The 23,659-nt window shown below is 67.8% G+C and carries 19 protein-coding genes; 9 read left to right on the top strand and 10 right to left on the bottom strand.

What is annotated here, in order from left to right; all coding sequences use genetic code 11:
* Nucleotides 1-15: 15 nt before the first annotated feature.
* Nucleotides 16-2,703: a discoidin domain-containing protein gene (locus tag IBX18_RS16390; RefSeq protein WP_194834515.1), complete on the bottom strand. Its 2,688-nt coding sequence runs from the start codon at nucleotides 2,701-2,703 to the stop codon at nucleotides 16-18.
* A gap of 170 nt (nucleotides 2,704-2,873) precedes the next feature.
* Nucleotides 2,874-3,821: an SMP-30/gluconolactonase/LRE family protein gene (locus IBX18_RS16395; protein ID WP_228541260.1), complete on the bottom strand. Its 948-nt coding sequence runs from the start codon at nucleotides 3,819-3,821 to the stop codon at nucleotides 2,874-2,876.
* Between the two features lie 262 nt (nucleotides 3,822-4,083).
* Here IBX18_RS16395 and IBX18_RS16400 point away from each other — a divergent pair, with 262 nt between their 5' ends.
* The 3 genes from IBX18_RS16400 to IBX18_RS16410 all read left to right on the top strand — a co-directional run bounded on the left by IBX18_RS16400 (nucleotide 4,084) and on the right by IBX18_RS16410 (nucleotide 7,568).
* Entirely contained in the window at nucleotides 4,084-4,551 is a 468-nt protein-coding gene (locus IBX18_RS16400) for a PaaI family thioesterase (RefSeq protein ID WP_194834516.1), read from the top strand.
* Nucleotides 4,552-4,976: 425 nt separating this feature from the next.
* Nucleotides 4,977-5,306: a transglycosylase family protein gene (locus IBX18_RS16405; protein ID WP_194834517.1), complete on the top strand. Its 330-nt coding sequence runs from the start codon at nucleotides 4,977-4,979 to the stop codon at nucleotides 5,304-5,306.
* Between the two features lie 315 nt (nucleotides 5,307-5,621).
* Nucleotides 5,622-7,568, top strand: coding sequence for an MFS transporter (locus IBX18_RS16410; RefSeq protein WP_194834518.1), 1,947 nt, complete (start codon nucleotides 5,622-5,624; stop codon nucleotides 7,566-7,568).
* A gap of 70 nt (nucleotides 7,569-7,638) precedes the next feature.
* Here the strand turns inward: IBX18_RS16410 and IBX18_RS16415 are convergent, their stop codons facing one another.
* The 8 genes from IBX18_RS16415 to IBX18_RS16450 all read right to left on the bottom strand — a co-directional run bounded on the left by IBX18_RS16415 (nucleotide 7,639) and on the right by IBX18_RS16450 (nucleotide 14,828).
* Entirely contained in the window at nucleotides 7,639-8,217 is a 579-nt protein-coding gene (locus tag IBX18_RS16415; protein ID WP_194834519.1) for a pyridoxamine 5'-phosphate oxidase family protein, read from the bottom strand.
* Between the two features lie 107 nt (nucleotides 8,218-8,324).
* Nucleotides 8,325-9,362 (bottom strand): phosphotransferase family protein, encoded by a 1,038-nt coding sequence (locus IBX18_RS16420; RefSeq protein ID WP_194834520.1) that lies wholly within the window; start codon nucleotides 9,360-9,362, stop codon nucleotides 8,325-8,327.
* 37 nt (nucleotides 9,363-9,399) lie between these two features.
* A complete protein-coding gene (locus IBX18_RS16425; RefSeq protein WP_194834521.1) occupies nucleotides 9,400-10,569 on the bottom strand; it encodes a thiolase family protein in 1,170 nt (389 codons plus the stop codon).
* Nucleotides 10,570-10,790: 221 nt separating this feature from the next.
* Complete coding sequence (locus IBX18_RS16430; RefSeq protein ID WP_194834522.1) at nucleotides 10,791-11,657, bottom strand: hypothetical protein; 867 nt, start codon at nucleotides 11,655-11,657, stop codon at nucleotides 10,791-10,793.
* A 138-nt stretch (nucleotides 11,658-11,795) separates the two neighbouring features.
* A complete protein-coding gene (locus tag IBX18_RS16435; RefSeq protein ID WP_194834523.1) occupies nucleotides 11,796-12,845 on the bottom strand; it encodes an ABC transporter ATP-binding protein in 1,050 nt (349 codons plus the stop codon).
* Nucleotides 12,842-13,645 carry a molybdate ABC transporter permease subunit gene (gene modB, locus IBX18_RS16440; RefSeq protein WP_306796285.1) on the bottom strand — a complete coding sequence of 268 codons (804 nt, stop codon included), beginning with the start codon at nucleotides 13,643-13,645 and terminating at the stop codon, nucleotides 12,842-12,844. The genes IBX18_RS16435 and modB overlap by 4 nt, the downstream gene beginning before the upstream one ends.
* Entirely contained in the window at nucleotides 13,642-14,418 is a 777-nt protein-coding gene (gene modA, locus IBX18_RS16445) for a molybdate ABC transporter substrate-binding protein (protein WP_194834524.1), read from the bottom strand. Before modA ends, modB begins: the two co-directional genes overlap by 4 nt.
* 11 nt (nucleotides 14,419-14,429) lie before the next feature.
* On the bottom strand, nucleotides 14,430-14,828 hold the full coding sequence (locus IBX18_RS16450; RefSeq protein WP_135232677.1) for a molybdopterin-binding protein: 399 nt from the start codon (nucleotides 14,826-14,828) through the stop codon (nucleotides 14,430-14,432).
* 713 nt (nucleotides 14,829-15,541) lie between these two features.
* Between IBX18_RS16450 and IBX18_RS16455 the strand changes: the two genes are divergently transcribed.
* From IBX18_RS16455 to IBX18_RS16480, 6 genes are all read left to right on the top strand, one after another.
* On the top strand, nucleotides 15,542-17,473 hold the full coding sequence (locus IBX18_RS16455) for a hypothetical protein (RefSeq protein WP_194834525.1): 1,932 nt from the start codon (nucleotides 15,542-15,544) through the stop codon (nucleotides 17,471-17,473).
* A 27-nt stretch (nucleotides 17,474-17,500) separates the two neighbouring features.
* Entirely contained in the window at nucleotides 17,501-19,093 is a 1,593-nt protein-coding gene (locus IBX18_RS16460; protein WP_306796286.1) for an ABC transporter substrate-binding protein, read from the top strand.
* Between the two features lie 75 nt (nucleotides 19,094-19,168).
* A complete protein-coding gene (locus tag IBX18_RS16465; RefSeq protein ID WP_194834526.1) occupies nucleotides 19,169-20,533 on the top strand; it encodes a glutamine synthetase family protein in 1,365 nt (454 codons plus the stop codon).
* Complete coding sequence (locus tag IBX18_RS16470) at nucleotides 20,514-21,281, top strand: gamma-glutamyl-gamma-aminobutyrate hydrolase family protein (protein ID WP_306796287.1); 768 nt, start codon at nucleotides 20,514-20,516, stop codon at nucleotides 21,279-21,281. Before IBX18_RS16465 ends, IBX18_RS16470 begins: the two co-directional genes overlap by 20 nt.
* Nucleotides 21,278-22,639, top strand: coding sequence for an aldehyde dehydrogenase (locus tag IBX18_RS16475; RefSeq protein ID WP_194834528.1), 1,362 nt, complete (start codon nucleotides 21,278-21,280; stop codon nucleotides 22,637-22,639). The genes IBX18_RS16470 and IBX18_RS16475 overlap by 4 nt, the downstream gene beginning before the upstream one ends.
* The gene (locus IBX18_RS16480) at nucleotides 22,636-23,433 is read left to right on the top strand and encodes a 3-oxoacyl-ACP reductase (protein ID WP_373889194.1); all 798 of its coding nucleotides are present in this window, start codon (nucleotides 22,636-22,638) and stop codon (nucleotides 23,431-23,433) included. Before IBX18_RS16475 ends, IBX18_RS16480 begins: the two co-directional genes overlap by 4 nt.
* Nucleotides 23,434-23,659 lie beyond the last annotated feature (226 nt).

Raw genomic sequence — 23,659 nt, forward strand, 5'->3', positions numbered from 1 at the left:
GTGCCTGCACGTCGGCTATTTCGGGGCGCTGACCTCTAGTTCGCGGAGCCCGGGATGGACGGCAGGATCCGCGGCCGTGACACTCAGTCGAATGTAGCGGGCGGAGATAGGGTTCGCGGATGCGCCGGTTGCCGGGTCGACGGTGACCGTCGTCCAGTTCTGGTTGTCGGCGGACACCGAGATCGTGGACGTCGCCGGCGCGGGATCCGTCCAGCGTGGAAGTATCCGGCCGACAACAGTTTCGGCGCCCAGATCGACAGTGAGGGTGCCTTGTTCGGCGTCGGGCGCCCAGCCGGTGGCGGTACTGCCGTCGACAGCGGCGTCGGCGTATCGACCGGGTTCGGCCGAGCTCACCGCGACGGACTTGCAGCGGGCGACGTTGTCGGTGGGCGTCAGGTCCGGTCGGCGGGTCTTGACGCTCAATGGCTGGTCACGGCTGACCACTTGGGTGCCGGTCGCGGTCCGGACCCGCATCTCGGCACCGTCTTTCAGCGTGACTTTCGTGTCATCGGGCCCGATCTCGGCGTCGAAAGTCCTTCCCTGCCAACGCATGCCACGGATGTGCAACCCCGAACTCAGCTCCGGCGGCAGCATCGGATCGATGCGAACCTCGTCGGCCCGCAGTCGCAGCCCGAGCAGACCGTTCGTGAACGTTTGCAGGAAACCGCCCGCCGCGGTGACGAAGGTGAACGCAGGCGCGCCCGCCAGGGGATCCTTGGCACCTGCCTTGCTGCCGCGGGCCTCCGCGAACTGCCCGAACGGCGCGCGCACGAACGGCCGCACCGCGCGCTCGAGGTAGGTATCGGTCGCACAACCCGGCGTGCCGATGGCCGCGGCGTCGATGGCATGCACCGAGTCGGTCATCGCGGGCCCGTCGGGATCGGTGCGCTCGGCGTAATATTCGAGCGTGTTGGTCGAAACCTCCTGCGACATAGGCCATTCCAGCGGATAGATCAGCAGCACGCTGTCCGCCTGCTTGAGCGAGGTCCCGGGATAGCCGTCGTACTGGGCGAATATCTGCCGGGCCGGGTCGAAGGGCATCCGCAGGTGGTCGGCGATCGCGGTCCACTCGGGCGGGGCGGGCTCGCCGAGGATCTCGGCGGCCCGGGCCGCATTGCGCAGCGCCAGTGCGGCAACCGCGTTGGTGTAGACCCCGTCCTTGACACCGTTGCTGTATTCATCAGGGCCCGCGACATTGTCGATCGAGTAGCTGCCGTCGGGATTCGGCGTCACCCGCGAGGCCCAGAACTCGGCCAGGTTCCGCATGATCGGCCAACTGCGACCGCGCAGGTAGCCGGTGTCGCCGGTGGCGAGGTAGTACTGCCAGGCCGCGAGGGAGATGTCGCCTTGCAGATGGATCTGGGTCAGGCAGTGCGGCGGATCCCAGCTGTGGCACTCCGCGAGGGCGCCCCGGCTCGCGCTGGTCCACGGGTAGAAGGCGCCGCGGTAGCCGAGCTGCTGTGCGTTCGCCTGCGCAGCGGGCAAGGTTTTGTATCGGTACTCCACCACCGACTTCGCGAGATCGGGCGCCAACTGGAGCAGGCCGGGGAACATCCAGATTTCGGCGTCCCAGAACACGGCGCCCGCGTAGTTGTCGCTGCTGAGTCCGACGGGCGAAATGCTGTTGTCCTGTTGGGCATTCGTGCTCGAGTACAGCGAATAGAGCGCACCACGGGTCCACGACTGTAGGTCGGGGTTGCCGGGTATCTCGAGATCGCCCTGCCACAACGCGCGCCACGCTGCCGCCGTGTCCGCAAGCAGGTCCGGCCAGCCCTTGCGTGCCGCCCGCAGCGCGGCGTCGTGCGCCGCCGCAGCGGGATCGGCGGTGGTGAGCGCGGTGTCGATGCCGACGAATTTTGTTACCTCGTAAGACTTTCCGGCTTGCACGGTGAGTCGCGTCTGCTGGCTGGCGGTGAGATCCCGCGCCGTCGACTGCTGCGCAGCCCCCGTACTCAGCACCGACGCCACCGCGCCGTCGACGCCGGTGCCGTCGGTGCGGAAGCCGACCCGGATACCGTCCGCGCCCGCGTCACCATAGGTCTGGGTCATCCGGCGGGCGCCAGCGCCGTCGAGCAGATCGGTCACGGTGAGCTCCCCGGACCAGTGCGGGACGAGGGTGAGATGGACCGCGCCCACATGCTGGTCGACCCGATCCGTGATGACGTCGTACACCAGATCGGTGGCCTTACCGTCCCGGTTGGTCCAGGTGAGCGCGGTGCGCACCAGTCCGCAGCGCAGGTATCGGGTCTGGGTGAAGTTCGTGATCCGCTCGGCCGGGGTGTCGGCCGCGTAGGTGTCGGCGCCGACACCGACTGTGAGTGCGGACCAGTTCGGGATGGCCGCGGCGACCTCCCGATCGTCGGCCAGCGCAGGCGTGTGCCCGTACAGGCCTGCGACGAATGCACCGTCGTAGCGCGGTGTGTACAGCGGCCAGCCGCTGGGCTCGCCTGTCGACACATACCCGGCGCCACGGGGTGGCACACGCAACCCGAGATAGCCGTTGCCGACGAAGGGATGCCGCTCGAACCCGGCGTCCACCTCGGCATTCGACGCCATCCAGCCCGGCGCGGACGCGGCATCGTCATTCGGGCAGACGGACGCGGACTGCTCCTGCGGGTTGTGCCGGACGGCGAACACCACCCCGACCGCCACCAGCACGGCGACCAGCGCGATACCGATCAGGAGTGTGGTGCGAGAACGCATTCCGTACCTCCATGTGACGCATGGACGATGGTGTCGTGCTCGGCTACGCGGGTCCGGGTCCAGTGAGATATGACGGGGACAGCCGACCAGTAGTCATCCTATGATCGCCCGTCGGCGGCGATTCGGCCACGGTGATCCGCCGCCGATGTCGCTGTCTCGTCGTCGCGCCCTTACGGCGTCGCGGTGCGAGCGTTCGGGTCGAAGCCACCGGGAATCTCGTAGATCAGGCCGGTGAAGATGGCGCCGAAGAGGCGGCCCGCCGAGAAACCGGTGCTACCGCGACCGTAGGTGAGCACGCTCGTCATCGGGTTACCGCTGCCGAGGACGCAGTACTGGTTCGGGGCGTCGATCCGGATGACCTGGCCTGCCGTGTTGAGGGGGACCACCGGTCGGTCCAGCGAATCCAGCGTCAGGCCGTCCGGTGCGGCGAGCGCGTCGCCGCCGCCGAGATCGAGCAGCGACTGCGGCGCACCCGGGTTGCCGGTGGGGATCCGGCTCACGCCAGGGTTGGCGAATGTCCTGCTGACATAGAGGTATTCGTCATCGGTGCCGAGGACCGCGCCGTTCGCGCTCGGGAACGACGCCCAATCGGCCTGCACCGCCCTGTTCGAGTAGACCCGGCCGACCAGATTGCCGAAGTCGTTGGTGGCGTAGACAGTTCCGTCCTGCGTGACGTCCATGCCGTTCGCGGCGCTGAGCCCAGCAGCGTAGGGCGCGACCGCACCGGTATCCGGATCGAGGGTGACGATCCCGGCGTGGCGCAGCGTGTCACCGGCGAACGAGCGCGCATCCGCGCCGTAGCCGACCAGCAATTTATCGTCCGGCGTCCAAGCGAGGGCACCGCCACCGCCGCTCGGCACGGTGGCAATGGGCACCGGCACCGCGCCGGGTGCGTCGATGCGATACACCCGTCCGGTCGCCAGGTCCGTGGTGAAGGCGCGCCCGCGAGCGTCGACGGTCAGTCCTTCCAACGCCCCGGGCAGTGCCGCGGCAGGCAGCGTCGGTTGTCCCGCGCCACCGCACACCGGGGCGGCGTGCGCTGCGGGCGCGACCACCGCCGACAACCCGGCGAACGTCAATGCGGCCACGGTGATCGCGGCTTTGTCCATGGTGCTCATGCATACCTCGGCTGTCTCTGCTGGGTGCGACTCGCCGCCACGGAGCCCGAAGCGCCGGAGGAAGCCTGGGACATCCAGTGCAGTATGCGCTCCTGGCGGCGGGAGATCACGTACGCCGGGTGCCCCGGCGTGGCACCGGCAAACCCGCGAGACGGTCAGCGCCGCACCGCGTTTGCGATCGGGCGAGCTACGCTTCGGGGAGATCGGCCGAGGTGGCAGAGACGAGGTGCTGGTCGCCTCCGGTGTGAAGGAGTGGTGCGCGGTGAGTGAAGAGGTGGAGACTCCGCCGTTCGCGGAGATCGTCAACGGGGCACTGGAATTCACCATTCCGATCGCGCACCGGATGGGGGTGACCGCGGTCGACGTGCGGCGCGGGTTCGCGGCCACGACGGTGCCGATCGAGGGCAACGGCAACCACTACGGGGTGATGTACGCCGGGGTGCTGTTCACGGTGGCCGAGATCCTCGGCGGCGCGATCGCGATCGCCACCTTCGACAACTCCGAGTTCTACCCGCTGGTCAAGGACCTGCACGTGTTCTTCCGCAAGCCGGCGAAGACGGATGTGCGCGCCGAGGCGAGGTTGTCCGAGGACGAGATCGCGCGGATCGCCGAAGAAGCCGCTGCCACGGGGAAGTCCAACTTCACGTTGACCGCCGTGGTCACCGATGCCGACGGCGTGGTGGTCGCGGAGACCGAGGGGCTTTATCAACTGCGGGCGCACGGCAAGTAAGGGTTCGGCACCGAACCGTTCATCGCGGAGATTTACTCGCATTTCGAGGCGTGCACAGCGAAGTTTTCCCAGTTGTCCCGCTGAGTGGGACACCGCTGTGCCGTCGTGCGACCGGCGCCACAATTTCGTGGTGATCTCGGGCACATAACGTAACAATCTCAGCGCTCGGCGGCGATTCTTCTTGCCTGCTCGAGATGCATAAACGGCATAACCCTCCAGTTGGGGTTCAGGAAGTTCCGGCGTGATCGGTACGTGATTAGTAGCGATTTCTTCGCTACCGTCGCCGGAGCCCGATCGATGACGGGCTCGAACTCGAACCGTTGAATGCCGGTGACCCTGTCCCACGGTTCGAGGATCCCCGACCTCCCTGGGGACAGGGGCACGGCGAGCAGATGCCGGGCCGGTAGGCGCAGGCAGGAACTCATATGTCGCATAATCGCAAGTTCAATACCCGCGTCCTCGGCTTCACCGCCGCACTGGGCGCCCTCGTGGCCGTCCCCTTCGGCCTGTCCACCGCCACCGCGTCGGCCAACGACTGGGACGCCGTCGCACAGTGCGAGAGCGGCGGCAACTGGGGGATCGAGACCGGTAACGGCTTCTCCGGTGGCCTGCAGTTCACCCAGAGCACCTGGACCGCCAACGGCGGCGTCGGCAGCCCGAGCAACGCCAGCCGGGCCGAGCAGATCCGCGTCGCGGAGAACGTGCTCGCCACCCAGGGCCCCGGCGCCTGGCCCGTGTGCGGCGCCTACCTCTGATGCGTCTCCGGTGCCTGCCGCGCAATGCGGTAGGCACCGGGCTATTTCAGAGCGATTAGCGGGCGGACATTACTGCCCGAGTTCGAGAGTATTTCTCGCAGGTCGAATGTGTTTCCGCATTATCGAATTCGTGGATGTCCGAGCGAGCGCTCAGATATTTCATCCCAGGATTTCGAACTAGAACACGTTTCGGTCTCGTGGGTCGAAATGCCTGCGGCCGGTGACGGCTATCACTAGCCTGTTGCCACCCGGCTCCTTCGTGCTGGCTCGCCGTAGAACTGGACGAGATGCCGTGGCTAGAAAGGCATCTCGACCATGAGTTCGACCACCACCGCAGCCCCGCCGACCATTCTCACCGGGCTGTGGCAGCGCAAGCTACCGCACTATCCCGATACCCCCGCCCGTTCCTGGTATCTGACCGTCGTCGTCATCACCTCGATCGCGCTCTACTACCAGTTGTTCGTCACCGGCGCGGTGGGCAACGAGCTGATCGCCTATTTCGACCTCTCGTTCGCCTACTTCGTCTGGATCTTCATCATCGGCGCCGCGTTCGGCGCGGCCGCCTCGGTGCTCGCGGGAGTGCTCGACCGGTGGGGACGGGCCAATATCGTCGCCTACGGCGTGGTGATCTGCTCGCTGTTGACGCTGTTCGCGGTGCCCGCGACCACCACCAAGGAGCAATACCTCGTCGTCTACTGCCTGGTGAGCATCGTCGAAGGCGCGGTCCTCGTGGCCACGCCCGCGCTCATCCGTGACTTCTCGCCGCAACTCGGCCGCGCCTCCGCCATGGGCTTCTGGACTCTCGGGCCGGTGATCGGCGCCCTGGTCACCACTCAGATCTCCACCCGGACGCTGGACGCGCATCCCGACTGGCAGTACCACTACCGGCTGTGCGGGGTGATCTGCCTGGTCATCGCGGTGATCGCGGTGGTCGGTCTGCGTGAGCTCAGCCCGCAACTGCGCGATCAGATCATGGTGTCGCTGCGCGACCGGGCATTGATCGAAGCGCGGGCCCGCGGACTGGATGTGCGTGCGCTGGAACGGGGGCAGTGGCGCCAGATGCTGCATCTCGACATCGTCGGGTCGGCGTTGGCCATCAGCCTCTTCCTGGCGTTCTTCTACACGATCGTGTCCTTCCTGCCCGTCTACATGGCCACGAATTTCGGCTTCAGCCCGGCCAAGGCCAACGCACTCGGCAACTGGTACTGGACCGCGAACGCGCTGGCCCTGGTGCTGGCGGGCATCGCCTCGGACTACCTCAAGGTGCGCAAGCCGTTCATGATCGTCGGCGCGCTGATCAGCCTCGTCGGCATGTATCTGTTCATCGGGTACACCGACGAGCCCGGCACCGACTACTACACCTTCGCCTGGGTCTTCGTGATCATCGCCGTCGGCACCGGGATCGCCTACTCGACCTGGATGGCCAGCTTCACCGAGACCGTGGAGCAGCGCAATCCGGCGGCGACCGCGGTGGGCCTCGCGGTGTGGGGTGGCACGCTGCGCAGTGTCGTCACCGTGGTGCTTTTCGGCCTGCTCGTGGTGGTGAACGCGGCGGGTCCGCTGGTCAACCACGGTCCGCGGCTGCACGAGATCCAGTCGAAGTACGGTCCGCAGTTGGCGACGATCCAACAGGTCGGGCCGGAAACCCTTGCGGCACTCGGGAAGAACCCGAACGACCAGGTGGCCATGGTGACGGCGTTGCACAAGCTGACCGGTGCGTCGCCCGCCGAGATCCAGCAGGCGTTCGTGCTGAGCGGCCGATACACCGACGAACTCGCGACGCTGCAGGCCATCGAACCGGCCACCCAGGCGGCACTCGCGGCGAACCCGCAGGACGGGACCGCCGGGCTCGCGGCGGTGGGACAGGTCGCGAAGAAGTTCGGTATCCCGCCGGATCAGGCGATCATCCGGCTCACCGCGGTCCAGCAGATTCCGCCCGCCGACCTCGCTGTTCTGGGCAATGTGGGTGCGAAGCTCGAGCAGGCGGGGCAGCAACTCCAGGCGGTCGGCAGCATTCCCGCCGACGATCAGGCTTATCTGGCCGCGCATGCGAAAGAGGTCCAGCAGGCTCAGGCCGATTCGCCGAACCAGTGGGAGCGGTGGTGGTGGATCTGCCTGATCGCGCAGATCGCGTTCCTGCCGTTCGTCTTCCTGATGGCTGGGCACTGGAACCCGAAGAAGGCGGCGGCCGAGGCCGACGCGCACGATCGGCTGGTGCAGCAGGAATTGGCGGCGCTGACGCCGCTGCCGAGCGGGCGGTAAGCACCCGCCGCCGGGGTGACCTCGATAAGCACCCGGACGCCGTCCGCGAGTTCGACGGCGTCCTGGGTGGCTACCGGGGGATGGCGGAGGGGATCGGGTGGTCCGGCTCGAGCGCGGGGAGGCCGTCGATGCTGGTCGCGTTGTCACCGACGATGCGGCGGGCGAATTCGTCGTCGCTGCGGCCGCCGTGCAATTTGTCCAGCACCGGCCGTTCGTCGATGAGCTCGAGGTAGGGGACCGAGTAGCCGCAGGAGTCGGCGATGCGATCGACGGTGACGATGATGGCGCCGCGGAGGCCGGGGTGCTGGAGACCGAAATGCGGTCGGAGGGTGTCGAATTCGGCGGAGTCCGGACGCACCAGCCGGCCGGTGCCGAAGAGCCGCAGGATCCGCGAGGTGCGGGAGAACGAGCAGAACATCACCGTGATGCGCCCGTTGTCGCGCAGGTGCGCGATGGTTTCCGCGCCGCTGCCGTAGAGATCGAGGTAGGCGAAGGTGTGGTCGTCGAGCACGGCGAAGGTGTCGCGGTAGCCCTTGGGAGACAGGTTGACTCGGCCGCCTTCGGAGGGTGCGGTCGCGACGAAGAACATCGACTGCTCACCGATGAACTTGCGTAGCGCGTTGTCGAGATGCGAGAAGACCTTCGCCATCCGGGCCCTTTCCCTTGCCGTCCTATCACAGGACTTCGGGTTCGAGCGTAACTCCGGCGATGAGCGTCGATGGGCCGCTGAGGCTCAGATCACGTGCTTGCCGGTGGTCAGGATGCCGCGGACCGTCCGCCGAGCGTTTCGAGGCCGGCGTCGAGCAGTAGCGGCACGGCCGCGCCGATCGTGGCGAAGCCCTCACCCACCGTCTTGCCCGCGAGGAAGCGCTGGTGAATGCCCTCCGCGATGACCGCCAACTTGAGGTAGCCGAGGGCCTGATAGAACGGCAGGTGCGCCAGCGAGTAACCCGTTGCGGCGGCGTAGCGTTCGGCGATCTCCTCGGTGGACAGGAAGCCCGGGTTGGCGCTCGGCGCGTGCCGGACGCCGAGCACCGGTTCGCAGCGATCGTCCCAATAGACCTGGAGCAGGCCGAGATCGGCGAGCGGGTCGCCGAGCGTGGCCATCTCCCAGTCGACCACAGCGGCGATCGTGCCGAAGTCGTCGCGGGCCACGATCGTATTGTCCAGGCGGTAGTCGCCGTGCACGATGGTCTCGGCCGCCTGCTCCGGCAGTGCGGTGCGCAGCGCGTCGGTGAGGCGGTCGAGGGCGTCGAGTTCGCGGGTGGCGACGCGGTCCCACTGGCCGCGCCAGCGTTTCACTTGGCGGCCGAGATAGCCGGCGGGGCGGCCGAATTCAGCGAGGCCGACGGCGGTGTAGTCGACCGCGTGCAGCGCGGCGAGGGTGTCGACCAGTGCTGCCGAGCAGGCGCGGGCCTGCTCGGTGGTGAGTGCGGCGGTTTGGTCGCCGTCTTGCAGGACGTGGCCGTCCACGAACGAGACGACCGCGAACGGGACACCGATCACCTCGGTGTCCTCGCACAATGTGACCGCCTGTGCGACAGGCACATTCGTGTCCTGCAGGGCGGCGACGATGCGATATTCGCGAGCCATGTCGTGCGCGGTGGGGGTGAGCGGGCCGAGCGGTGGGCGGCGCAGCACCCAGTCGTTGGTCCCGTCGTTCAGGCGGTAGGTGAGGTTGGATTTGCCGCCTTTCAGCAGCGATGCGGTCAGCGGCCCTGCGGTTTGCGGCACGTTGGCCTCGAAATACCGTTGCAGCGCTGGGAGATCGAGGCCAGCGAGTGCCGCGGTCATTGGATCACCTGCTCGACGGGTCGGTGCTCGGTGCGCGTCATCCGAGGCGCTCGATGATGGTGGCGTTGGCCAAACCGCCTGCCTCGCACATGGTTTGCAGGCCGTAGCGGCCGCCGGTCTGTTCGAGATGATTGACCATGGTGGCCAGGATACGGGTGCCGGAGGCGCCGAGGGGGTGGCCGAGGGCGATCGCGCCGCCGCGCGGGTTCAGCTTGGCCGGATCCGCGCCCAGCTCGTGCTGCCACACCAGCGGAACCGGGGCGAACGCCTCGTTCACCTCATAGGCGTCGATGTCGTCGATACTCAGGCCTGCCCGCTCCAGCACCTTGCGGGTGGCCGGGATGACGGCGGTCAGCATGAGCAGTGGGTCGTCGCCGACCACCGAGAAGGAGTGGAACCGTGCCCTGGGGCGTAAGCCCAGCTTGTTCGCCGCTTCCTCGCTCATGATCAACGCGGCCGACGCGCCATCGGTCAGCGGGGAGGAGTTGCCCGGCGTGATCGACCACTCGATCTCCGGGAACCGCTGAGCGAACTGGTCGTCCACGAACGCGGGCTTCAGCCCCGCCAAGCCCTCGGCGGTGGTCGTGGGGCGGATCGTCTCGTCCGCGGTCAAGGTGCCCGCGGCGACCAGTTCGTTCCCGAATCCGCCTGCGGCGGCCGTTTCCGCGGCCAGCCGGTGCGAGCGCGCCGCGAACTCGTCGAGCGCGACCCGGTCGAACTTCCACCGCGCACTGATCACCTCGGCCGCGATGCCTTGCTGCACAAGACCTTCCGGATACCGATGCGCCAGCGGCTCCTTGTTCGCGTCTTTGCCCTGGGCGTTGGAGAACATCGGCGCCCGGCTCATCGACTCCACCCCGCAGGCGATCGCGATGTCATACGCCCCCGCGATCACGCCCTGCGCCGCGAAATGCGCCGCCTGCTGGCTCGACCCGCACTGCCGATCCACCGTCGTCGCGGGCACCGACTCCGGGAACCCCGCAGCCAGCGCCGCCGTCCTGCTGATATTGAACGCCTGCTCACCGCTCTGCGTCACGCACCCGCCGACCACATCATCGACCAGCGCCGGATCCAGACCGTTGCGCGCCACCAACTCGGCCAGCACCCCGGCGAGCAAGGTAGCCGGATGCACCCCCGACAACCCACCCCCAACCTTCCCCTTGCCCGACGGGGTACGAACGACATCGACGATGACGGCGGACCTCATAGCCCTCTCCGATCAGCTAAGTTAGTTGCGATTCTCGTCTAAGTTAACACGGATTCGCGTTGTGAGGGATCGAGAAGGCAGAGGTCTGCTGGAGACCTGTCGATCAGTTGCCGAAGACCACATCGAGAGAATCGGCGACAGCCGCCTTGTCCATCCACGCTTCCAGCTGGTCGGTATAGGCAGGGCTGGCCATGAGTTCCTCCAGGCAGTCGACGGATTCGCTAGTTGCCGAAGATCGCATCCAGCGAGTCGGCTGCTATCGCCTTGTCGCCCCATTCCTCCAACTGGACGGTATCCAGACACGATTCGACGCGTATCCGGAGGTCGTCAGGGACTGCGAACCCGCGTGCGGCAAGGACTCGCAACAGCATTTTCGCCTCGCCACGCGCTTCGCCTTCAGCGCGTCCTTGGTCGAGCAGACCGTCGACCCAGTCGTCACGGTAAGTAGGGCTGGCCATGAGTTCCTCCAGGGCTTTTCTGGCCGCGTCCGAGGCGGCGTGCCGGACAAGTCGAGTGTATGTCGTGCGGGTCTCGCGATCGAGGGTGGAGAGGTTATCCAGGACCAGGCGGCGGTTGGCGTCTTCGGTGAGGTCGAGGGCGTGGGTGAGGGCGGCTAGGACGGTGAGCTCGGGGGCGACGCGCGCGAAGGCCGGGTTGGTGGGGTCGGGGGTGTTGTGTGGGCCGATGACGATGGGGGCGAGGCTGAATCCGGGGTGGCCGGTGTGGATGGTGCGGCTGCAGGCGTGTGCGGTGGCTTGGCTCGCTGCGATGACGACCAGGACGGCGTCGCAGTCGTGCTGGGATTGGGCCACCGCGACGTAGGCCGGCCAGGCCCGGCGTTTGCCGCGTTTGGGTGGGGCCGATTGGGATTCGGTGATGACGGCGAGCTTGTCGCCGCCGATGCCGCGGAGCAGCGTGACGGCGTCGGCACGGAACTCGGGCGGGTTGCAGGTGCTGAGGTTGCTGTCGCTGATCGTGGCGATGGCTCCAGCGGGTAGTTGGATGCCGGTATCCGCCAGTAGCGCGGCAGCCAATTCCGGGTTGTGGCGCAACAATTCGAGGGGCGCTTCGTGGCGGATGCTCGGCATGGCGGGAACAGTGCCACCGCGCACCGACAGACTTTTCCGGCTCCGGCCGTGTCCAGCGCAACACGCCGCTGAGCACTGCACCCCGTTTGATCAGCGGTTTTCCGGCAGCCGCTGGTCGCGCCGTCGAGGGCGTGGAAATTATGCTGAATAGGTATGAGTTTCAGTGGCTTTCAGCGCGGCCCAGAGTTTCAGGCCGGGGCGCAGGCGTAGGTCGGCGACGGTGGCGGGGGTCACGTCGGCGAGGACGGGCGGGGTGCCGTCCAGGCGCAGGCGGATGGTGTGGGCGTGCTGTTCGATGCCGGAGATGGTGACCGGCCAGGCGTTACGCGGGCTGCCGGTGGGGTGGTCGGGGTGCAGGCTGACGGCGCTGGGGGCGAAGGCGACGTGCACCGGGCCGGTGCCGGGCTCGGCGACGATGAGGGTGCCGCCGGTGTCGAGCTCGACGGTGGTGCCGTGGGCCGTGCCGCGATAAAGGTTGAGGCCCACCAGGTTCGCGACGTAGTCGGAGCGGGGGCGGCGCGCCACCTCGCTCGGGGAACCTTCCTGGACGACCACGCCGTTTTCGAGGATGACGAGCCGGTCGGCCAGCACCATCGCGTCGAGCGGGTCGTGTGTGACGAGCACGGTGTGGCCGGGATAGTCGGCGAGATGGTGGGCGAGGTCGGAGCGCACGCGCAGACGGGTGCTGGCGTCGAGCGCGGCCAGCGGCTCGTCCAGCAGGAGCAGTGCGGGCTCGGTGGCGAGCGCGCGGGCCAGGGCGACGCGTTGGGCTTGGCCGCCGGACAGGGCACGCGGTTTGGCGTGCACCTGGTCGGCGAGGCCGACGCGGTCCAGCCACTGCATGGCGCGGGTTCGCGCGGCGGCGCGGCGGTGGCCGCGGGCGCGCAGGCCGAACGCGACATTGTCCAGTGCGCTCAGATGCCCGAACAGCAGATAGTCCTGGAAGACCACGCCGACTTCGCGATGTTCGGCGGGCACGAACACCTTCGGTGGTGCGTCCCAAGTCTTTTCACCGATCCGCAGCACCCCGTCGGTGAGTGGTGTCAACCCGGCCAGCGTCCGCAACGCGGTGGTCTTACCCGCACCGTTGGGGCCGAGCAGGGCGACGACTTCACCAGGCGCCACGGACAATTCGATATCGAGGTCGAAATCGCCGCGCGTGACCCGTAATTCGGCGTGCAACGTCATACGGCGCCTCGAATCCACCGCTCGCGCAATGCGACAAGCACGGCGACCGACACCGTGAGCAGCACCAGGCTGAGCACGATCGCATCCGCCGGATCGGTTTCCAGGGCCAGGTAGACCGCCAGCGGCATGGTGGTGGTTTTCCCGGGAAAGTTGCCCGCGAACGTGATCGTCGCACCGAATTCGCCGAGCGCGCGCGCCCAGCACAGCACCGCACCCGCCACGACACCCGGTAGCACGGACGGCAGCGTCACCCGCCGGAAGGTCAACCAGCGCGACGCGCCCAGTGTCGCCGCCGCCTCCTCGAAGCGCGGATCCGCCGCCCGCAGTGCGCCTTCCACCGAGATCACCAGAAAGGGCATCGCCACGAACGCTTCCGCGAGCACCACGCCCGCCGTCGTGAAAGGCAGTGAGACACCGAACCATTCGTACAGATACTGACCGACCAGCCCGCGTCTACCCAGCACCAGCAGCAGCGCGACACCGCCGACCACGGGCGGCAGCACCAGCGGCACGGTCACCAGCGCCCGCAACACTGCGCGACCGCGCACCTCACCGCGCGCGAGCAGCCAGGCCAGCGGCACGCCGAGGATCAGGCAGATCACCGTCGCGAGGCTCGCGGTCACGAGCGAAAGCTGAAGGGCCTGACCGACTTCGGCATCGAGCAGGCGATCGGGCATGCTGCGCCACGGCGCTCGCACCAGCAGCCCGACCAGGGGAACCAGCAGAAACGCCAGGGCGAACAGTGCGGGCAAGACGAGCACCAGCGGGCGTCGTCCCCGCACCGCCCGGCGTCGCGTCACGGTGCGTCGAATCCCGCCTCGGCGAACACCGCCCGCGCCTGCTCGGACAGCACGAAGTCGACGAACGCCACGGCGGCAGCCGAATTGGGCGCGTGCGCGAGCGGCGCGATCGGGTAGTCGTTGATCGCCTCGGCCGCCTCGGTGAAGTCGATGCCCTCGACCTGCGCCCCCGCGGCCAGCACATCGGTCCGGTACACCAGCGCGGCATCCACCTCGCCCAGCTTGACCTTGGTCAGCACCGCTTTCACGTCGGCCTCGCGGGTATCGGGCTGCGGCGTGACGCCCGCCGCCGCGAACACCGTCTTCGCGGCGGCCCCGCACGGCACCTGTTCGGCGCACAGCGCGAGCTTCGGCTCGGTCTTACCGAAGTCGGCCAGGCCGGTGATGCGGCCGGGGTTTCCCTTGGGGACCGCGATCTCCAACCGGTTGCGCACGAAGGTGCTCGGCGCGCCGGTCACCTCGCCCTTGTCCCGCACCTGCTGCATGTTCTTGGGTGCCGCCGCGGCGAAGACGTCGGCGGGTGCACCCTGGTTGATCTGCTCGGCCAGCGCCGAACTCGCACTGAAGCTGTAGACCACGCGAACGCCGGGGTGTGCGGCCTCGAACTGCTTGCCCAGCTCGGTGAACGTCTCGGTCAGCGAGGCCGCGGCGAACACCGTGACGGTGCCGCCGAGCTGGCCGCCGCCCGCAGGCGCCGCTCGGTCGTCCGAGCAGCCCACCACGGTCAGTGCGGTCACCGCGGCAACGGCAGCGGCGCTCAGCCCACGAATCATCCTCGACCTCATCAACTTTCCGGAATCTCGACCACGACGTGGGTCGACTTGACCGACGCCACCGCGACGCTGCCGACCTCGAGCCCGAGCTCGTCGACCGATTCCCGGCTGAGCAGCGACACCAGCCGGAACGGTCCGGCCTGCATCTCCACCTGCGCCATCACCGTGTCCTTGAGCACCCGCGTCACGATGCCGCGCATCCGATTGCGCGCGGACGCGGCCACGGTGACACCCGGCTCCGGGGTCTCCGCATTGGCCTGCAGGAATTCGGCCAGCTCGCGCCCGCGCACCCCCTTGCGCCCGTTGCCGAGCTGGATCGCGGTCAGCTTGCCCTGCTCGATCCATCGCCGCACGGTGTCGTCACTGACACCCGCCAGCACCGCCACCTCACTGATCCGCAAATCCGACACGATTCGTAGTTTATTGCCGCATCTGCGGAAAGCAAGAGGCAGTTGCCCGGAGTGCGGGTTGCAGGCGGGCACCCTGTCCCAGGCCGCGAGCTCGCTCCGAGCCATCTGGCGGAGGCTCTCCCTCGTGACTGCACGAAGCCGATGTGCTGGGCAGTACCGTCCTGCAAAGCGCAGTCCATTACACCTACATGACCGCTTTTCCCGATATGTGCAGAATGTGATCGGTGTGGCGCAATTGTCGGTGAACTGTCTCACAACATACGTCGACCGAACTATTGCCCGACTCGCCTGAAACCCCTGTCCGCCACGTGATTTCGCACCGTATTCGCGCATTCCGGCGGACTGGCCACCAGTGATCAACCGGCGCGAGCTCACCCGGCGATCATTACATTGGAGAGGATTTCGCAGTCCCATCTGATGGAGGAATTTCGGTGCCGCTTATCGATCTGGGTTCGTCCGCTTTGAATCTCGCGAACGTCGTGACGTCCATTGCCGCCAACATCACCTACCTCTTGCAGGCCTGGCACGTCATCTAGTCGATCTTGTGACCCGGCGGCGCCTCGGCCGCCGGGCACAGGCTTAAGGTCCAGGCCGGTTGGTTCGAACCGGCGACTGGTTCGCTTATTGCCCTAATACGTTGTCTCCGAGCCTAATCCGGCTACCGCGAGCCCCTGGTTGTTGTTATGGTGACGCCAAGCCCAGGGAGGCGATGCTTGGTGTTTGTGGGGCGCACCGATCTTCTCGAATTGATCGACACATTGATCGAGGTTCCGGCGACCGACGCGGTACGGCCGCCGAAGCCGGTCCTGGTCGTGGAAGGGTGCGGCGGCTCCGGCCGGACCGCCCTGCTGAACAAGGTCCTCGACAAGTGGAAGGGGCATACGCCCTCGGTGCTGGTCCGGCCGCTGGAACGCCCCTTCGACATGCACAATCCGCTGCGGACGGTGCTGGCCGCGGCCATGCTCGGGCTCAGCGCCGACATCCCCGGTTACGCCGTCGCGTTCCATCGGGTGGTCATCGCGCAGATCGTGATCGCGGAGGATTTCCACGGCGTCCCACCGGAGGAGCAGCTCGCCCAGCTGCACCTGCTGCTCAACCGATACAAGCGCCGCTCCGCCCTCATCGGATTCGTTCGCAACCTGATCAATCTGGCCGGGTCGCTGGCCGCCAACATCCAGGTGCCGGGCGCCCAGGTGATCGCACCCGGGGTGGCCAACGCGATCTCCGACGCGGTGGTCGACCGGCTGATGGGCGGCCGGCTGATGAGCAGGTTCACCTGGGGTCCGAACGCCGCGTGGTTCGCCCACCAGGACCTGGGCCTGCGCCTGGATGCCGAGCACACGCTGATCGAACTCAGCAACAACGCCAGGAGTACCGATCCGATCATCCGACGTGGGGTCGACGATGTGCTGGTCGGCGCGTTCCTCGCGGACCTGCGGCACAGCGTCGCCAAGGTCAACTGGCGCACCTCGAATATTCTGGTGCTGATCGACGACGGTGACGCGTCGGCGGCCACCTCCTTCACCGGTTCCTTGCTGCGGGTCCGGCAGTCGATCGCGGCGACCAACGCCCGGCTGTCCGATCCACTCGCGCTGGTCACCGTCAGCTCCGGTGCGCTGGTCGACGGGCTGGTCGGGCAGGTGCCCGCGCCGACGGTGTTGCCCGAACCGCTCGCGCCGCCGCGGATCGCGGCCGCCGGGTCGCCGTGGGCGCGGGTGCGGTTGCCGGAACTCGGACTGAGCGATGTCCAGTTGATGGCCAAGGATGTCGACCCGTACCAGTCGGAGAACATCGGCGCATCGATCTACCGGCTCACCAGGGGTCATCCCGCGGGAACGGACTACCTGCTTCGCCGGATCAAACACGACCGCGACCTGCTCGGCGACCTCGACGGCCTGCTGCGGAGTCCGGGACCCGAATCCGGCACCACCGTCGAGCAACATCTGTTGCGCGTCTTCGTGCGCGGCCTGAGCGTGCACAAGCTCTTCCGCCGGGAGCTGGCGACCGCGCTCGTCACGGTCGCGGCGGCCAGGCACAAAACCGAGGCGCAAGGTCTGGTCGCGCTGCTGCCCGCCGGGGTCGAGCACGATTCGCCGCTGTTCCAATTGCGGTCGATGTGGTCCGCAGCTCCCGGTGGCGAGGATCGGCTGCCGGCGCTGGCGCGGCTGCTCGGCCTGCGCGCGCTGGGCACCCGCACCGAAGGGCAGGACTGGGCAAGGGTTTTCGGTCATCTCCGCGACAACGTCGCCACCGATGATCGGGCGAGCAGGCTGCACCACGCTCGCCTGCTGAGCGGTCGCGACGCGGTGGTCGGCGAGCTCGCGGAGCGGTTGCCCGAGTTGCCGTCCGCGCAGTGGTTGCGCTTGTTCGACGAGGTCGTCGAGACACCGGACCCGTCCGCGCGGGATCGCGATCTGATCGACGGCGACGATCGCGCCCACACCTTGCACGAGTATCTCGCGGTCCTGGTCGCGCTGGTGCCCGCGTTCGAGTCGGATATCCGGATCACCGCGCCGGAGCAGAAGTCGCTGCTGTGTTCGCGGATCGAGCACAGCTACGAGAAGCTGGCCGACCATGCCCCGCACAAGCTGCCGTTCCTGGTGCGCGCCAACAGATATCACGGCCTCGCTGACCAATTCCAGTGACCCGCTGCGGCGGAAGGAGACCCGATCGTGGCATCGCGATACCGGCTAGGCATCTTCCCGAAGCGTGACCGCCCTTTTCCGCGCCCGTGGACCGACTGGGTGCGGTTGGGGCTGGTGCTGACCCTGCTGCTGTTGGCGGGCGCCGGGTTCGGCTTCCGTGAGCCACTACACCATGCGGTCACCTGCAACGAGAGCTGGCTGCCCGACTCCGACGCCTGGCAGGCCGGCGCGCGCTGTGTCGGATTGTCCGAGGGGTCTTACGCTTTCGAGGTCGATGCGTTCGCCCCGGTGATGGGCGTGATCGCCGAACAGAACCGCGCGGCCGCCGACGAATGCCCAGGGACCCCCGCCACCGTCGGCGTGCTGCTGACCATGACCGACGAGCTGGCGGGCAGCAGGGCGGTGCACGAATTGGAGGGCATGGCGGCCGGTCAGCGCCGGGCCAACGGCACCGGCTGCCTGCATCCGATGAAGCTGGTCGTCGGTCAGATCGGTAACTACAACGGCAACGGCGACCCACTCGGGGTCGCCAGGAAGCTGGCCGACCGGGCCGATGTGGTCGCCGTCGCAGGCATCGGCCTCAGCGATCAGATCACCGCGGAGGTCGCGGAAGCGCTTGCCGCGGCGAAGATCCCGATGGTCGCCGACGTGGTCACCGCGGAAGGATTCGACCAGGACGGCTCGCGCGGCGACAACCCGGAATTCGACGGGTGCGACAAAGACATCTCCTATCCACGCGGCATCGGCAGGGACTACTACTACCGAGTCGCGTTCCGGGTAGCGGTGCAGGTGCGGGCCATCGGCGCGGTGGTCACCGCGCGGCCGGACTTCATCATGGTGCCGATCGGCGGCTCGGACCCCTACACCTGCACCACGCTGCCGTTCCTGCAGCGCCAGTACGGCGGCAACCTGCTCGAGGTCAAGTTCGACACGACGGAGCCGAGTACCGTGCCGCAGACCGCGAAACGCGTGTGCGCCACCGTGAAAGACGTGACGATCGCCTACATCGCCCGCGGTCGCGACCTCGGCAGACTGCTGTACGCGCTCGACGAGGCGTATTCGAACGGCCAGTGCGCCGCGACCTCGGTCACGGTGGTCAGCACGTCGGACGGCAACCGGCTGCGCACCGTCGAGTCGGATCCGGCACTGGAAGATCTGCGGACCAAGGCGCTCGGCTCGCGCACCTTCGCCGACGGCCGGGTGCGGATGCTGTTCACGCTGGTGGCCGGCGCGGACGGACCGCAGGCGGGCAACCCGAACTGGACCGAATTCGAGCGGAGTTTCGATGAGGCGGGCTTCGACCTCGCCCATGTCGGCGACGGCTGGGCGGTCAACGCCTACGACGCCGTGACCACCATCGCCACCGCCCTGCGCAGCCTGCCCGCCACCTCGCCGGTGCAGCGCAGTCAGGTGAACGCCACGATCAGCGGCTTCTCCGCGCCGGACGCGGCGGTGCCGGGGGCGGGCGGGCCGATCATCTTCGACAACAGTGGCAACCGCACCGGTCCCGGCCCGCAGGTCGTGCGGCTGTGCCCGGTCACCACCTCGGTGGATCGGCCGCCGTACGTGCCGACAGTCGAGGCCAGGCCCGGTGAATCCGTCCCGCAGTGCGCGCGCTGAACTTTTGTGTGTCCGATCACGAATGCTCGTCTTTTGCTCTAGCGTGGGCACGGTTGGTGCCGAGAGGGGCTGTGGATGCGTTTCGGGATGTTGAGTCTGGCGCGGTTGCGCGAGCTGGTTGCGGTCGGGGAGATCGACACGGTGCTGGTCGCGATGACCGACATGCAGGGCAGATTGCAGGGAAAGCGTTGCGCGGCACAGTATTTCCTGGACGAGGTGGTACAGCACGCGACCGAGGCGTGTAACTATCTGCTCGCCGTCGACGTGGACATGACGACGGTCGACGGCTACGCGATGTCGTCCTGGGACACCGGGTACGGGGACTTCGTGCTGCGTCCGGACCTGAACACGCTGCGGCTGGTGCCGTGGTGGCCGGGCACCGCGCTGGTGCTGTGCGACGTGGAGAAGGTGGAGCCGGCGGAGGAGCCCGTCGGGGTGTCGCCGCGGCAGGTGCTGCGCGCCCAATTGGACCGGCTCGCCGGGCACGGGCTGCGCGCCTACGTCGGGACCGAACTCGAATTCCTGGTGTTCGACGACACTTACGAGGCGGCATGGTCGGCCGGCTACCGCGACCTGCGCCCGGCCAACCAGTACAACGTCGACTACTCGCTGCTCGGTACCGCGCGCATCGAGCCGCTGCTGCGCCGCATCCGCACCGAAATGACAGGCGCGGGAATGTATGTCGAGTCGGCGAAGGGGGAGTGCAACCCCGGCCAGCACGAGATCACCTTCCGCTTCGACGAGGCGCTGGCGACCTGCGACAACCACAGCATCTACAAGACCGGCGCGAAGGAGATCGCCGCCCAGGAGGGGCGCAGCCTCTCCTTCATGGCGAAATACAATGAGCGCGAGGGTAACTCGTGCCATATCCATATCAGCCTGCGCGGTGAGTCCGGCGAGGCCGTGCTCGCGGGCGACGAGGCGCACGGATTCTCCGCACTCATGCGGCATTTCGTCGCGGGTCAGCTGGACTGCTTGCGTGAGTTCACCTACCTGCTCGCGCCGAACATCAACTCCTACAAGCGTTTCGTGCCGGGCAGCTTCGCGCCGACGGCGGTCGCCTGGGGCCGCGACAACCGGACCTGTGCGCTACGCGTGGTCGGGCACGGGCCGTCGCTGCGGGTGGAGAATCGGGTGCCCGGCGGCGATGTGAACCCCTATCTCGCGGTGGCCGCCGCCATCGCGGCCGGGCTGCACGGTATCGAACATCGGCTGCCATTGGAGCCGGAGTTCACCGGCAATGCCTATCGTTCGCAGCGGCCGCGGGTGCCGCGCACGCTGCGCGAGGCCGCGCAGCTCTTCGGGGACAGCAAGGTGGCGCGAGCCGCGTTCGGTGATGATGTAGTGGAGCACTACCGCAATGCGGCGCAGGTCGAGCTGGACGCCTTCGACGCCGCCGTCACCGACTGGGAGCGAATTCGTGGATTCGAACGACTCTGAGGGTCTGCGCACCGGAGTTGTGAAAGACGGCGGGCCGCGGCCCGTGATCGGCCTGCCGACCTATGCGGAGCCCGCGCGGTTCGGCTCGTGGCATGTCGACAGTGTCGTGCTGCCTGCCAGTTACGTCCAGATGGTCGTAGCGGCGGGTGGTATTCCGGTGCTGCTGCCGCCGGCCGGAGTGGCCCGCCCCGAACTGGTGGCGCGCCTCGACGGACTGGTGCTGACCGGCGGGGCCGACGTGGCGCCCGCCCGCTACGGTGCGCGCGAGCACGCCCTCACCTACACCCGGCCGGACCGTGACGAGTCCGAATTCGAGCTGGTCGCGCTGGCGCGGGCGGCACGGTTACCGGTGCTGGCGGTGTGCCGGGGCATGCAGGTCGTGAACGTGGCGTTGGGCGGCACGCTGGTCCAGCATCTGCCGGATGTGGTCGGGCATGCCGAGCACTCGGGCACCGTCGGCGGCTTCACCGTCACCGAGGTGGTGACCGTGGCCGGGAGCAAGGTCGCGGCGATCGCGGGGCCACAGGTGAAGGCCAACTGCCATCATCACCAGGCGATCGACGTGCTCGCCACGGAATTGGTGGCCACCGCGCACGCGACGGACGGCACGATCGAGGCGGCGGAGACGGCGGACGGACCGTTTTTGGTCGGTGTGCAATGGCATCCGGAGGTGGATGCGGTCGACCGCCGGTTGATCGGGGCGCTGGTCGCGGCGGCCGAAGACTATCGAAGGGAGCGGATTTCGTGACGACAGCGCAGGTGGTGAACCCGGCGACCGAGCAGGTCGTGGCGACGGTCGAGCTGGTCGGCGTGGCCGAGACCGACGCGGCGATCGAGCGGGCCCAGCGGGCCGCGCTCACCTGGCGTGCGGTGGCGCCGGGCGATCGGGCCCGGCTGCTGCGCCGGTTCGCCGAGGCCGTCGACGCGGATCTGGAACGGCTGGCCCAACTGGAGGTCAGCAACTCCGGGCACACCATCGGCAATGCGCGCTGGGAGGCGGGCAACGTCCGCGACGTGCTGCATTACGCGGCGGGCATGCCGGAACGGTTGCTGGGCAACCAGATTCCGGTCGCGGGCGGGGTGGACATCACCTTCCACGAACCGCTCGGCGTGGTCGGGGTGATCGTGCCGTGGAACTTCCCGATGCCGATCGCGGCGTGGGGTTTCGCGCCAGCACTGGCAGCGGGGAACACGGTGGTGCTCAAGCCCGCCGAGCTGACGCCGCTGACCGCGATCCGGCTGGGCGAGCTCGCGCTCGAGGCGGGCCTGCCGGAGCACGTCTTCCAGGTGCTGCCGGGCAAGGGGTCCGTGGTCGGACAGCGGTTCGTGACCCATCCCGCGGTGCGCAAGGTGGTGTTCACCGGCTCGACCGAGGTGGGCACCCAGATCATGGCGGGCTGCGCGCAGCAGGTGAAGCGGGTGACGCTGGAGCTCGGCGGCAAGAGCGCGAATATCGTGTTCGCCGACGCCGATCTGGCCCGGGCGGCGGCCACCGCGCCGTACGGGGTGTTCGACAATGCCGGTCAGGATTGCTGTGCGCGGTCGCGAATCCTCGTGCAACGCAATGTTTTCGACAAGTTCTTGGAGTTGCTCGAGCCTGCGGTGCGCGGGGTGCGGGTGGGCGATCCGACACAGGAGTCCACCGAGATGGGGCCGCTGATCTCCGCTGCACATCGCGACCGTGTGGCCGCCTATATCGAGCCGTCGACGAAGGTCGTGTTCACCGGTGCGCGCCCCGACGGGCCCGGATTCTGGTATCCGCCAACGGTTGTGCTGCCGGACGCGCCCACCGACCGAGTGCTCACCGAGGAGGTGTTCGGCCCGGTGGTCGCGGTGCTCCCGTTCGAGGACGAGGCCGACGCCATCCGGATCGCCAACGACACCGAGTACGGGTTGTCCGGCTCCATCTGGACCAACGACGTCGGCCGGGCGCTGCGGGTGTCGCGCGCCGTCGAGGCCGGGAACCTGTCGGTGAATTCGCACTCCTCCGTGCGGTATTGGACCCCGTTCGGCGGATTCAAGCAATCCGGCCTCGGGCGCGAACTCGGTCCTGATGCCGCACTCGCGTTCACCGAGACCAAGAACGTCTTCATCGCCACCCAGTGAACCTTTTTCCTACCCCGACAGGAGATGCCTTGCAGCGCTTACAGGATCGAGTCGCCGTTGTCACCGGCGGCGGGAGCGGCATCGGCCTCGCCACGGTCCGTCGCTTCGCGGCCGAGGGCGCGAAGGTCGTCGTCGCCGACATCGACGCAGGCACCGGTGCGGCGGCGGCCGCCGAGGTCGCCGGCTTGTACGTGAAGGTCGACGTGACCGACGAGGCACAGGTCGAAGCCATGTTCCAGACCGCCGTCGACACCTACGGCGGACTCGACATCGCCTTCAATAACGCGGGAATCTCACCGCCGGAAGACGATTCGATCCTGACCACCGGTCTCGACGCCTGGCGCCGGGTGCAGGAGGTCAATCTCACCTCGGTCTACCTGTGCAGCAAATACGCCATCGGGCACATGCTGGAACGGGGCAAGGGGTCGGTCATCAACACCGCCTCGTTCGTCGCGGTGATGGGGGCGGCGACCTCGCAGATCTCCTACACCGCCTCCAAAGGTGGCGTGCTCGCGATGAGCCGCGAACTCGGAGTTCAGTTCGCTCGCAACGGGATCCGGGTCAACGCGCTGTGCCCCGGGCCGGTCAATACGCCGTTGCTGCAAGAGTTGTTCGCCAAGGATCCGGAGCGGGCCGCTCGTCGCCTGGTGCACATCCCGACGGGGCGCTTCGCCGAACCTGAGGAAATCGCCGCCGCCGTAGCGTTTCTCGCCAGCGACGATGCTTCGTTCATCACGGCATCCCAGTTCCTGGTGGACGGTGGGATCTCCGGTGCCTATGTGACACCGCTGTAGTAGCGGGTGGCATGGTCGTCGCCGAGCACCGGGCTCGGCGACGACCGACCATCGGGTACTACTGAGCCGCGGGAGGCGCAGGAGGCGCGGCCGGCGGCGGCGGTGGCTGCAGCAGATAGTCGAGCAGGCCCAAGCTATGTGTCAGCCTGTCCACTTTCTCCGCTAGGCCGACGTTAGGGGTCTGTGCGCCGGCGCCCGGGTCGGCTGCGTTGCCATCGGTGCCTGC

This window comes from Nocardia sp. XZ_19_369, assembly GCF_015355715.1.
Classification (GTDB): Bacteria; Actinomycetota; Actinomycetes; order Mycobacteriales; family Mycobacteriaceae; genus Nocardia.